Annotated in this window: 7 protein-coding genes; 4 read left to right on the forward strand and 3 right to left on the reverse strand. The window is 63.8% G+C overall.

The annotated features are described in order from the left end of the window. Positions 1 to 1,781: 1,781 nt before the first annotated feature. Together S58_RS36170 and S58_RS05600 are read left to right on the forward strand one after the other, a co-directional pair. Positions 1,782 to 3,341: a reverse transcriptase domain-containing protein gene (locus S58_RS36170; protein WP_277996608.1), complete on the forward strand. Its 1,560-nt coding sequence runs from the start codon at positions 1,782 to 1,784 to the stop codon at positions 3,339 to 3,341. Between the two features lie 948 nt (positions 3,342 to 4,289). After that, positions 4,290 to 6,893: a TIGR02302 family protein gene (locus S58_RS05600; protein WP_015664278.1), complete on the forward strand. Its 2,604-nt coding sequence runs from the start codon at positions 4,290 to 4,292 to the stop codon at positions 6,891 to 6,893. A gap of 6 nt (positions 6,894 to 6,899) precedes the next feature. Here the strand turns inward: S58_RS05600 and S58_RS05605 are convergent, their stop codons facing one another. Beyond that, a complete protein-coding gene (locus S58_RS05605; protein WP_244440715.1) occupies positions 6,900 to 7,760 on the reverse strand; it encodes a MurR/RpiR family transcriptional regulator in 861 nt (286 codons plus the stop codon). A 187-nt stretch (positions 7,761 to 7,947) separates the two neighbouring features. Between S58_RS05605 and S58_RS05610 the strand changes: the two genes are divergently transcribed. Beyond that, complete coding sequence (locus tag S58_RS05610) at positions 7,948 to 10,296, forward strand: phosphocholine-specific phospholipase C (RefSeq protein WP_015664280.1); 2,349 nt, start codon at positions 7,948 to 7,950, stop codon at positions 10,294 to 10,296. Positions 10,297 to 10,354: 58 nt separating this feature from the next. On the opposite strand, the gene S58_RS05615 is transcribed toward S58_RS05610, so the two are convergent. Both S58_RS05615 and greA read right to left on the reverse strand, forming a co-directional pair. Next, complete coding sequence (locus S58_RS05615) at positions 10,355 to 10,819, reverse strand: metallophosphoesterase family protein (RefSeq protein WP_015664281.1); 465 nt, start codon at positions 10,817 to 10,819, stop codon at positions 10,355 to 10,357. A gap of 22 nt (positions 10,820 to 10,841) precedes the next feature. Then, positions 10,842 to 11,324, reverse strand: coding sequence for a transcription elongation factor GreA (greA, locus tag S58_RS05620; RefSeq protein ID WP_015664282.1), 483 nt, complete (start codon positions 11,322 to 11,324; stop codon positions 10,842 to 10,844). Between the two features lie 220 nt (positions 11,325 to 11,544). Here greA and S58_RS05625 point away from each other — a divergent pair, with 220 nt between their 5' ends. Beyond that, positions 11,545 to 12,360 carry an IclR family transcriptional regulator gene (locus tag S58_RS05625; protein WP_015664283.1) on the forward strand — a complete coding sequence of 272 codons (816 nt, stop codon included), beginning with the start codon at positions 11,545 to 11,547 and terminating at the stop codon, positions 12,358 to 12,360. Positions 12,361 to 12,367: the final 7 nt, after the last annotated feature.

The raw sequence follows: 12,367 nt of genomic DNA on the forward strand, positions 1-12,367 counted from the left end.
GGGAGCCGGATTCGGACCGACATCTCCAAGCCTTTAGGGGCGGGTGTCCTACCATTGGACGAGCCCCGAAAACTGAGCCGATTGAGGGCCACTACCTTTCCTCGTGAGGGAGCCGGGTAGTGGCCCTTTCCTATGTGGTCCTCGCCTCGCGCGCCGGTCGACAGTTAACGCCGAGGCTCCAGTCCTATCAGCATGTCACCCTCCGCAAACCATGAGTCGCATAATACACAGCGCGGCTCAACGGTCAATATCTTGTCAGAAGATATCTTCATCAAGACAGACTGACTAGCATCTTATCTCTACCAGACTTCCTATCTTGCCTCAGTTTGACTGGCTGTTATAAGAGGCGCTGAAAACCGAGGAGCGGCGAATGACGAACAGTGAGGACTTTGAAGACCGCGCGCGAAAGGAACGTAGCCCATCTTACCCGTTTATCTCTCTGCCTAAGGCCCTTGAGCGCGCTAAGGCGTTTGACGAGGCTCACCGCCGCAGCGCTGCGCGCTTGGCGACAGTCGCCGGAACGTGGGGGTATTCACCATCGAGTAGCGGGTTGCTTCAAACGGCCTCCGCTCTGAAAGCTTACGGCCTTTTGGAAGATAGTGGAAGGGGCGACGACCGGAAAGTGCAGCTTTCCGATCTTGCGCAGAGGATCCTTCACGATGCCCGCCCGGGGGCTCGCGAAGCGGCCATCAGGGAAGCCGCAATGCGCCCTCGATTATTCTCAGAATATGGGGAAAAATGGCTTCCTCAGCGTCCTAGCGACAGTCACTGCCTAAGCGAATTGCGGTTGGACAGAGGCTTTACCGAAGCTGCCGCGAGCTTGTTCTTGCGATCGTTTGACGAGACTGTCGCCTTCTCGGGTCTTAAAGAGATTGATAAGTCATCAAATGATCTTGACCAGGATGGGCAAGCAGTAGCGGTAAATCTGGGCCGATCGGCTCCCATGAGTACTCAACTATCTTCAGCGTCTGGCGTTGGATTGCGCGGTGCGAGAATGGGGACCTATCCCCATCAGACTGGATCAGGTGCGCAGGCCCAGGAGGCCGGGATTGCAATGCAGCCGCCGCGAGCCACGTTGCCTCTTCCTGAAGGAATGGCCGCGCTGGAAATTCCGCAGCGATTGTCCCGGAAGAGCTGGGAGGCGCTTAGGGCTTGGACCGACCTGATGGTCTCCTTGTCTGAGCCCATGCCAGATCACCTGCGTAGTCAAGCTGGCGATAGTTCAGGAGATCGGCATTCAGGGGGCGATGATGAGGATCGTGATTCTCGGGATTAGGATAAGCCCTCTCTTGGGAGCATTCCCCGGGCCAGTGCACTTCATGACGGCCAAGGCGGCGAGGCGGAGGACTTCAGTGCGCTGTCATGATGCGTGCGAATGATAGATCGCATGTTCATCGTGAATTTTGGCCGTTGTCACCGAAGGAGGCGCGTATACCTGCGCTGCTCGTACGGCTTATGCAGGGGGCGATCTGCATGAGCGAGTCGACTCCGACCCGTAATTGCAGGGGCACATCTAGGGTGATCATTTCGGGCGTTAGAGGTCTGAGATCGTCATGCCAGCCCAAGCTCTGCATAGAACTACGCTGGTGTTCCCAGCCGGACGAAAGATGGCCGGTTGCAGTTGCGTGACTCAGACATCTTAGGTATGGCTTCCATTAAGCGCCCCCTCGCATACCGCGCTGTCGTAACTGCGGCGTCTGACTCAACGGTTGATAATATGATCCGCGGCCCGAATCCTATGGGAACGGGCGAGAAGGAGGGGGCGCCCTTTCACCATGCCTATGTTACCCAAAGCACTCGGGTCGGCTAACGACTTCTATGCGTATCTCGGTGTAGGGGCAGGCGAGCGAAAATTCTTAGAAAATCACGCTTTTCATCGATACACGCAAATACAGGTTCCGAAGCGGCGCGGCGGAAATCGACTTTTGATGGTGCCGGAGCGAAGGCTAAAGTTTCTACAGCGCAAAACGCACCAACTCCTGCTTCAGCTTTACACTCCCCGTGCACCCGTGCATGGTTTCGTTAAACAAAGGGGCGCGATCACTAATGCCGGTGAACATCAGAGGCGACCGTACCTCCTCAATATTGACGTTCGCAACTTCTTCGGAGTGATCTCTCGGCGCCGAGTGCGCGGAATGCTAGCAAGCATGGGGCTTCCGGACGAGACTGCAGAAGCAATATGCTCGATCTGCGTCACAGCAAACCAACTCCCGCAGGGTGCTCCGACCTCTCCGATCCTTTCAAACTTAGTGGCCTATCGTCTCGACCGAGATCTTATGACGTTCGCGAAAGCGTATCGATTGAGATACACACGTTATGCGGACGACATCTCATTCTCAAGCTATGCACCTCCGCTGGCGCTCTTTAACGCCGGGTTACCTATCCCCGGCAGGGTGAAGCCAGATCAACTTTCGGTCGCACTTGCTGCAGCGTTTTCCTCCAACGGTTTCGAAGTTGCTGCTGACAAGGTGTGGTATGCCGGTCCAAAAACACGGAAGGAGGTTACGGGCCTCGTCGTAAACGAATTCACGAATGTAAGGCGCACGTTCATCCGCAACCTTCGCGCGGCTCTTTATAAGACAGAGAAATTGGGGCTTGCGGCGGCGCAATCCGATTATCAGAAGAAATACAAGACGCAATCGACCTTGGAGCAGATCCTTCGTGGACGACTGGAATGGGTCGCGCAAGTTCGAGGGCGTAGCTTCGGCCCCTATCGAACTCTCGCCAAGCGGTTCAATCAGCTGTTTCCTAATTCCCCAATTCCGATCTCTCCGACTTATGATGAAGTTGCAGAGCGTTCAGTTTGGGTGGTCGAGTTTTGGATCGACGAAGCAAGTAACGGGCAAGGAACTGCTTTCTTCCTTGAGAGTGTTGGATTAGTGACGGCTCATCACGTCCTAGAAAGTTTGCCTTCGGGTGCGACGGCGGACCTCTTTAGGCCAAGTAACGGCGGCAAGAAATTCAAAGCTTGGCCATCGAGCCGCAAATGTCCCTATCGCGACTTAATGATACTAGAACATGACGTGCCACCAAGCGAATACCTTAGTTTACCTGTGGTAACGTCCCCTGAACGACCGCATGATCATATCGCGGCGCTTGGGTTCCCTGCTTACGCTCCGGGAGATCAGCTTAGCAAGAGATCAGGTCAGATCCATGGAAGCGTCACGAGACATGCTGTGAAATTCGTGGAGGTCTCCGCAGTGCTGTCCGATGGTCTTAGCGGAGGGCCGATCGTAAATGATCTACATCAAGTGGTCGGTATTGCGCACAAGGGTGGAGGTTCGGAGCATAAGCAATTGGCTGTTGACGTTTCCGAGCTTCTCAAGCTCGCAACCGAATGACTATCGGTCTTGATGATTACACGGACTCAGCTCTTGTGATGCGTTCGCCGGGATGGCGCTGGCTAAGCTTTCCGTTTACGGTGATCTGCGTCGTGAATAGCTGAATTCACGGGAGCCTTCCGCGCGCTTACCCTATTCAGGCGCCATTCCAAAACTCCTCTTGCGCTTTATCCGAAATCATGCTCTATTCCCCGCATCCCGTCCCGCTGAGGGGGCGCTTCGCGGTCGTCACGGACGTCGGGTGCGGGATGCGGTGGGCGCATTGGGGCGCAGCGTGGGCTTGCTCGCGCGGACGAACGATCCCGATGCGACGATGAAGTCGCGTGGTTCTGGCATCGCGGTGCTGATGCCAAGTTGGCGGTGACGAATCGCCGGCGACGGGGGCAAGACAGCCGTTCCCCGGGAAGAGCGCGTATAAATCGTAACACCATCGCGCAGGGAAGGCCGGGTGATCTCGGCTGAGCCTGTGGTTCTGCCGCGTGCTTTTTGTTGCACGCGGACCATGGGCGCCGGCCGGCGCCCGGTCTTCCCTGCGCCCTCTGTTTTCGAGGGTGAGATGTTGGGCATCACTCGGGCGCTGATGGCGTCGCGGGAGCGATGGGGCTCGTCTTGCGCATGATGTCTCCGCGGAGTGTCTGATAATGTGCATCGTGATGTTCGCCACGGCGTCATTGCGAGCGGAGCGAAGCAATCCAGAGTCCCGCCCGCAGCCCTGGATTGCTTCGCTGCGCTCGCAATGACGGAGTTTGGGGCGGGCGGCGTGCGTCAGGCACCGCTGTCGTTGGGAAGACCCGCAGCTATTGTCATCCGGCTCCCCGTAGCTTTTCGGGAACCGGGCGGTCACACTCCCGTGTGAACCAGCCCGGACGGCGGGAAAGAACCTTGGGAACGGGTGCCTCACTGCAGCCTTTGTGCTAGGGTGAACATCCGGGCAACCTGGAGGGATTGTTGAGCGGTGTCACCCCCGAGCCGGCCGGGCCGGCAAGCACTCCCGATGGCGTTGCGCGGCTGAAGCTGGCGCAGGCGCTGAAGCGGGCGCGTTTCGCCATTGCCTGGGAGCGCGGCTGGCCGCATCTCGCGCGGCTGCTCACGGTCATCGGTCTGTTCCTGATTGTGTCCTGGGCCGGGCTCTGGTTGGGCCTGCCGTTCGCCGCGCGCATGATCGGGGTCGGGCTGTTTCTGCTGCTTCTGCTCGGCGCCGCCGTGCCGATGCTTCGATATCGCTGGCCGAGCCGCGAGGAAGGCCTGGCGCGGCTCGATCGGGGGTCGGGCATCGCCCATCGCCCCGCCACTGCGCTCACCGATACACTCTCCACCCAGGATCCGCTGGCGCGCGCGCTGTGGCAGGCGCAGCGCGAGCGCACTTTGGCCTCGATCAAGCGCATCCGCGCCGGCACGCCGCGACCGCGGCTGTCGCTGCATGACCCCTGGGCGGTGCGCGCGCTGGTCGTCGTGCTGCTGGTTGCGACCTACGTCGCAGCCGGTGACGAGCGGCCGATGCGGGTGGCCTCGGCGTTCGACTGGAACGGCGTGCTGACGCCGGTCACGGTCCGGGTCGACGCCTGGGTCAAGCCGCCGCTCTACACCGCGAAGCCGCCGATCATCCTCTCCGCCGCCAACAAGGAAGGCGCGGTGCCGGCGAGCGGCCCGATCGTGGTGCCCGCGGGCTCGACGCTGATCGTGCGCTCCAGCGGCGGCAATCTCGACGTCGTCACGTCAGGCGGCGTCGGCGAGGCGGCGCCGAGCGAGGTTGCGGCCGGCGACGCGGCGCCGAAGGGCACCACCGAGAAGCACTACACGATCAAGACCGACGGCACCGTCCACGTGCGCGCGCCATCGGGGCAGCCGCAATGGGTTTTCGCGGCGACGCCGGACAAGCCGCCAATCATCAGCATGGCCAAAGACCCCGAGCGGCAGGCGCGCGGCTCGCTGAAACTGTCCTACAAGCTCGAGGATGACTACGGCGTCACCGAAGCCCGCGCCAAGGTCGCCGCGCGCGCTGCGGAGACCAAGGCGGAGGACGCGCCGGTCGCGCGGCCGCTGTTCCAGCCGCCGGAGTTTGCGCTGGTGCTGCCGAACGCACGCACCCGCAACGGCGTCGGCCAGACCGTCAAGGATCTGAGCGAAGACCCCTACGCCGGCGCCGACGTGACGCTCACGCTGACGGCGAAGGACGAAGCCGGCAATGAAGGCACCAGCGAGCCGTTCGAGACCAGGCTGCCGGAGCGGCTGTTCACCAAGCCCTTGGCGCGGGCGCTGATCGAGCAGCGCCGCCTGCTGGCGCTCGACGGCAACCGCAATGCCGACGTGTTCACGGCGCTCGACGCGCTGGCGATCGCGCCGGAGCTGTTCACGCCGGAGCCCGGCCAGTATCTCGGCCTGCATGCGGTGACGCGGCAGCTCGAGATGGCGCGCACCGACGACGCGCTGCGCGAGGTCGTCGCCAGCCTGTGGGCGCTCGCGGTCACCATCGAGGACGGCAACATCTCCGACGTCGACAAGGCGCTGCGCGCGGCGCAGGACGCGCTCAAGCAGGCGCTGGAGCGCGGCGCGACCGACGAGGAGATCAAGAAGCTCGCCGAGGATCTGCGCAAGGCGATGGACAACTACATGCGCCAGCTCGCCGAGCAGCTGCGCAACAACCCGCAGATGGCGCAGCGGCCGCTCGACCAGAACACCAAGATCCTGCGCCAGCAGGACCTGCAGAACATGATCGACCGCATGGAGCGGCTGTCGCGCCAGGGCGACAAGGAGGGCGCGCGCGAGCTGCTCGAACAGCTGCAGCAGATGCTGGAGAACCTGCAGATGGCGCAGCCCAACCAGGGCGGCGACCAGGACATGGAGCAGGCGCTCAACGAGCTCGGCGACATGATCCGCAAGCAGCAGCAGCTCCGCGACAAGACCTTCAAGCAGGGCCAGGACTCGCGGCGCGACCGCAATCGCGGCAAGCAGGGGCAGCAGGGCGACCAGGACCAGAGCATGGGCGACCTGCAGCAGGATCAGCAGGCGCTGCGCGACCGGCTCAAGCAGCTGCAGGATCAGCTCGCCAAGCGCGGCATGGGCCAGAAGGGCGAAAAGGGACAGAAGGGTCAGAAAGGCCAGAAGGGTCAGCAAGGCGAGCAGGGGGACCAAGGCGACCAGGGCGATTCCGGCGACGGTCTCGACGAGGCCGATGGCGCGATGGGCGATGCCGGCAGCCAGCTCGGCGACAACAATGCCGAGGGCGCGGTGGAGTCGCAGGGCAAGGCGCTGGATGCGCTGCGCAAGGGCGCGCAGAGTCTTGCGGACGCGATGCAGCAGGGCGATGGCGACCAGCCGGGCGATGGTCCCGGCCAGCGCGCCGGCCGCCAGCAGGGCGCCCAGCAGACCGATCCGCTCGGACGTCCGATGCATCCCGGCCGCGACATCGACGATTTCTCGCAGAAGATCCCCGGTGAGATCGACGTGCAGCGCGTCCGCCGCATCCTCGAGGAGCTGCGCCGCCGCCTCGGCGATCAGTCGCGGCCGCAGGTCGAGCTCGACTACATCGAGCGGCTGTTGAAGGACTACTGAGGACGGTCAGTAGCGCTTCTCGGACAGGATGCGCGCCGCGTGCTGCAGCTTCTCGACCGAGCGCTCGGTGTCGGTGAGCGCGCAGCAGCTGACGAGCGTGTCGATGATCGCCAGCTGCGCGACGCGGCTGCTCATCGCCTCCGGCCGGTAGCGCGTCTCGTTCGCGACCGTGTACAGCAGCACCTCGCAATGCGCCGCGAGCGGCGACTTGCCGAGCCGGGTGATGCCGATGGTGCGCGCGCCGGCCGCCTGCGCCAGCCGCGTCGCCAGCACCGTCTCGACCGTGCTGCCCGAATGCGACACGGTGACGGTCGCGACCTCGGGCCCGGTCATGCCGGCGCTGACCGCCTGCACATGCGAGTCCACGATCGCATTGGCCGCAAGCCCCAGCTGCAGCAGCCGGTACGACAGGTCCTGCGCCACCGGCGCCGAACTGCCGATGCCGTAGATCTCGACCCGCCGCGCCTCGCGCAGCAGCTTCCCCGCCTGCGCCAGCGCGTCCATCGACAACAGCCGCCGCGTCTCCTGCAGCGAGGCGGCATGCGCCGCGAAGATGTGGTCGGTGACCGTCGCCGGGTCATCACCCCGATGCAGGTCCTCCTGGATCAGCCTGACAGGCTCGATCAGGTCCCGCGCCAGCATGATCTTGAGCTCCTGGAAGCCGCGCACGCCCACCCGCCGACAGAACGACACGATCGTCCCCTCGCTGACCCCGCAGGCCTCCGCGACCTCGGTGATCGACATGTGGATGAACGGCTCCGGCCGCGCGACCACCAGCTCCGCAATCTGCCGCGCCTTTGGCGGCAGCTCGTTCTGCAACTCGCGCACGCGGGCCAGGATGCCGTTCACGGCCGGTCCAGAACTCAAGGTCGATCCCGTCACGCTGCACCCCCCGCCGGGTACTGAGAAAATCTCATTCAGACTCATTTCATAAATAAAAAATTCACAGCGACGTCAAGTCGCGCTGCTACCCCAGGGACGTTCGGAGGAGCAGGTCGGGCTCGCCCCGCCAACCCTGAATCCGTTCTCTGGGATTTCAAAAGGTCGTATCAGCATGACAACACGTCGCGATTTTCTGGCAGGCGCCACGGCGGCGACTGCCTTTGCCAGCATCCGCCAGGCACTGGCCATTCCGGCGCGACGCCGGACCGGCACCATTCAGGACGTCAAGCACATCGTCATCCTGATGCAGGAGAACCGCTCGTTCGATCATTATTTCGGCACGCTGCGCGGCGTCCGCGGCTTCGGCGACCGCTTCCCGATCCCGCTCGAAAGCGGCAAGCCGGTCTGGTTCCAGTCCGACGGCACCCGCGAGATCCCGCCCTATCACCGGGACTCCACGACTTCGAACGCGCTGGTCGGCTACGGCACGCCGCATTCGTTCGGCGACAGCCAGGCGGCCTGGAATCAGGGCAAGATGGGCTATTGGGCGAAGTACAAGACACCCTATGCGATGGGCTATTTCGGCCGCGACGACATCCCGTTCCAGTTCGCCCTCGCCGAGGCGTTCACGCTGTGCGACGCCTACCACGCCTCGATTACGACGGGTACAGATCCGAACCGGATCGTGTTCTGGTCCGGCTCCAACTTCAATCCCGCGCTGCGCGCGCAGGGCATCAACTCGACGACCAACGATTCCGAGCCCAACAATTTGCGCTGCTGGCCGAACCCGCACAATTGGGTGGCCGGTCAGCCCCAGCCCCAGGCCAACTACAAATATGTCGGCAGTGACTTCAACTGGGACACGCTGCCTGATCTCCTGAACAAGGCCGGCGTCAGCTGGCACATCTATCAGGACATGAACGACAACTGGACCGGCGCGATGCACGGCTGTCTGGCATTCTCCAGCTTCCGTCACGCGCAGCCCGGCGATGCGAACTACGTGCACGGCCTGACCGGCGGCCCGGACTATCTCGACCGGCTGAAGGCCGACGTGATGGCCGGCACCTTGCCGCAGGTGTCGTGGATCCTGCCGACCCAGGCCAACTCCGAGCATCCCGGCGGCGGCAGTCCGACCCGCGCCGGCAATTTCACCGATCAGGTGCTGGAAGCGCTGACCGCCAATCCGGAGGTCTGGAGTCAGACTGTCTTCTTCCTGACCTTCGACGAGAATGACGGCTTCTTCGATCATCTGCCGGCGCCAGCCGTGCCGTCCTACGACGCCAACGGCAAGCTGATGGGCAAGGCGACCTTGCCGCTCGACGGCGAGTATTTCTCCAACACCGTCGGCAATGTGCTCACCGCTGCGGATACGATCAGCGGCAATGTCCGCCCGTGGGGCCTGTCCGCGCGCGTACCGATGTACGTCGTTTCGCCGTGGAGCAAGGGCGGCTGGATCAACTCGCAGGTGTTCGATCACACCTCGATCGGCCGCTTCCTCGAAAAGCGTTTCGCCATCAAGGTCGATGCCATCAGCCCCTGGCACCGCGCCGTGTCCGGCGATCTCACCTCGGCATTCGACTTCGCCAGCCCGAACGATCCGCGTTTCCCGGAACTGCCCGACCAGAGCAACTGGCAGGCGTCCGACGCGCATCAGAAGACGCTGCCCGCGCCGGTCGCGCCCGCGACGCCGCAGCCGCTGTTCCAGGAAACCGGCGCGCGCTATTCGCGCCCGCTGCCCTATATCCTGCACGCCACCGCGAAGGTCGACGCTACCGCGGGCAAGGTGAAGCTGCTGTTCGCCAACACCGGCTTTGCCGGGGCCGTGTTCCACGTCTACGACAAGCTGCACCTCGATCTCATTCCGCGCCGCTACACCGTCGAGGCCGGCAAGATGATCGACGACGAATGGAGCGTCGGCACTGACGGCCTCTATGATCTCTGGGTGCTCGGCCCGAACGGTTTCCACCGCCACTTCAAGGGTGACCTCGACAAGATCAGGACGCCGAATGCCGCCAACCCCGAGATCTTCGTCGGCTACAATATCTTCGAGGGCGGCCTGCACATGCAGCTGCGCAATGACGGCCATGCCCGCGTGACCTTCACGGTGAAGTCCAACGAGATCTATGGGCCGCTGCAGGCCGTCACCGCCTCGGTCTCGGCCGCGCTGGAGCCGCAGTGCCCCGGCTTCGGTCCGCTGCCCGGCTTCCATCACGTGGGCTTCGGCGCGGTGCCGGGCTTCCGGTCGGCTCCCGACTTCGACGCTCCGGGCTTCGGCTTCGGCGCGCCGAGCTTCTTTCCCGGACCGAGTCATGGCGGTCCCTCGACGTCATGGACCGTCAAGGTGTCGTCGCCCGGCCGTCACGGGGAGCTCTATTGGCAGCTGCGCAAGTCGGGCCTTTGGTACGACTTCGTCGTCACCAGCGACACCGACGACAGCTTCTACCGGCGCGTCGCCGGCCACGTCGAGACCGGCCGTCCCTCGTTCAGCGATCCCGGCATGGCGCTGGCCGACCGCTTCTGATCATTGCATCTCATACGAGGTTCGCGGAGGGCGCCCATGGGCGCCCTTTCGCTTTGCGTCAGCCGCTGCCGAGATCGTGGATCACCGGCGACAGGGTCCCTGAGGAGATGTCGAGCGTCGCCAGCGTGATCGGCAGCTTGAAACGCCGTGGCCCGGCGCTGCCCGGATTCAGGTAGAGCACGCCGTCGACCGTTTCGACCCGCGCCCGATGCGAGTGGCCCGAGATCACGACGTCGATGCCAGCCTTTGCAGGATCGATTGTCAGGTCGTGGACATCGTGCACGAGGAAGAACGTCCGGCCCTCGAGATGCACGGTGTCGGTCTCGGGATAGGCCTTCGCCCAGTCCGCCGTGTCGATGTTGCCGCGGATCGCGGTGATCGGAGCGATCAAGCGAAGCTGCTCCACGATCTCAGGCCGGCCGATATCGCCGGCGTGAAGGATGTGATCGACGCCGGTCAGAGACCTCACCGCCTCGGGTCGCAGCAGGCCGTGCGTATCGGAAATGATTCCAAGTCTGAGCATCGTTCCTTGCCGGCGTGCGACCTCAGGCGATCTTGAGAATCTCCAGCTCCTGGCCGGACGCCTCCACGACGTCGCCGGCCGACTTGCCCAGCAGCAGGCGAGCGACCGGTGAGACGTAGGAGATCATGCCCTGCTTGGGATCGGCCTGGTCCTCGCCGACGATGGTGTAGGTCTGGACGCGGCCGTCGCCGCGCTTGAATGTCACCGTGCTGCCGAACGCGATCTGGTCGGTCGATGCCGGCGCCGGCATCACCTGTGCGGTCCGCACCCGCGCTGCATAGTAGCGCGCGTCGCGCAGCGGCAGCGCCGATTCCCGCCTGCGCTCGTTGACGTCCTCGATGGTCTGCGCCGCTTCATAAGCTGCCTGCGCCTCGTGCAGCAGCTCTTCGAGCGCCTTGAGTCCGGTCGCGGTCACGAGATTCGGATGCGGCGAGACCGGCCGGTCTGGCAGCTGCGTCTCGGCCGCCGTTTCGGCGCTCTCTTCCTTGGTGAATGCGACGCTCACGCGGGACTCCTGCAAAGGGCCGCGAGATGTCGCGGCCCTCAGAGAGAGATCATGCTGGCTGCGCGGATTTCAAGCCGCGGGCGCTTGGCGCATGAGCGCGCTTGACAGCGGCGACTCCGCGCGTTCTAATATACGAACTATAGTTCGCAATCCGAACCTTAGCAAATCAAAATGCCCGCCGTCAACACGGGCGCCAAGCAGGAAACGTCGGAGCTCCCTAGTGGACGAGGACAGCAAGGCTGGCAAAAGCGTCGTGCAGTCGCTAGCCAAAGGCTTTCAGGTGCTGAATGCCTTCACCAGCGAAGAGCCGGAGCTGGTGCTCGCCGACGTCGCGCGCCGCGCCGCGCTCGACAAGGGCACCACCTTCAGGCTGCTCAACACGCTGCTGATGCTCGGCTACGTCGAGAAGGTCGGCGACACTAGGCGCTTTCGCCTCACACTCAAATGCCTCGACCTCGGCTTCAACGCGATCGCGCGCTCCGAGCTGCGCACCCAGGCGCGCCCGATCCTGCGCAGCCTTGTCGGCGAGATGAACGAGGCCGCCTCGCTCGCCGTGCTCGACGGCAGCGACATCGTCTATGTCGAGCGCATCCAGGCCGGCCTCGTCCGGCTCGGCGTCGACGTCCGCATCGGCAGCCGCGCGCCGGTCTATTCCACCGCCGTCGGCCAGGCGCTGCTCGCGCTGCTTCCGGTCGAGACGCAGATCGAGGTGCTCGAAGCGCAGCCGCGCATCAAGCGCACGGAGACCACGATCACCGATCTCGACGCGCTGTTGCAGCGCCTGCGCCAGGTGAAGGCCGCCGGCTACGCGCTGTCCAATCAGGAGAATGCGCCGGGGCTGTGCGTGCTCGCCGCGCCAGTGGTCGATCGCGACGGCGTGCCGCTCGCGGCCATCAGCGTTGCCGCGCCGACCATGCGCATCTCGGCCGAAGCGTTCGAGCGCATGGGCGTGGCCCCACTGCTCCGAGCCGCGGCGCAATTGTCGCGTGCGCTCGAAGCCATGGGCGGCGCCACCGCCACCGTTTCCAACCGATGACATCCGA

This window comes from Bradyrhizobium oligotrophicum S58 (assembly GCF_000344805.1).
Classification (GTDB): Bacteria; Pseudomonadota; Alphaproteobacteria; order Rhizobiales; family Xanthobacteraceae; genus Bradyrhizobium; species Bradyrhizobium oligotrophicum.

What these genes read in the sequence shown, in the direction of transcription:
- S58_RS36170 (WP_277996608.1), top strand. Translation starts at nt 1,782, where the DNA reads ATGTTACCCAAAGCACTCGGGTCGGCTAACGACTTCTATGCGTATCTC.
- S58_RS05610 (WP_015664280.1), top strand. Translation starts at nt 7,948, where the DNA reads ATGACAACACGTCGCGATTTTCTGGCAGGCGCCACGGCGGCGACTGCC.
- S58_RS05615 (WP_015664281.1), bottom strand. Translation starts at nt 10,819, where the DNA reads ATGCTCAGACTTGGAATCATTTCCGATACGCACGGCCTGCTGCGACCC.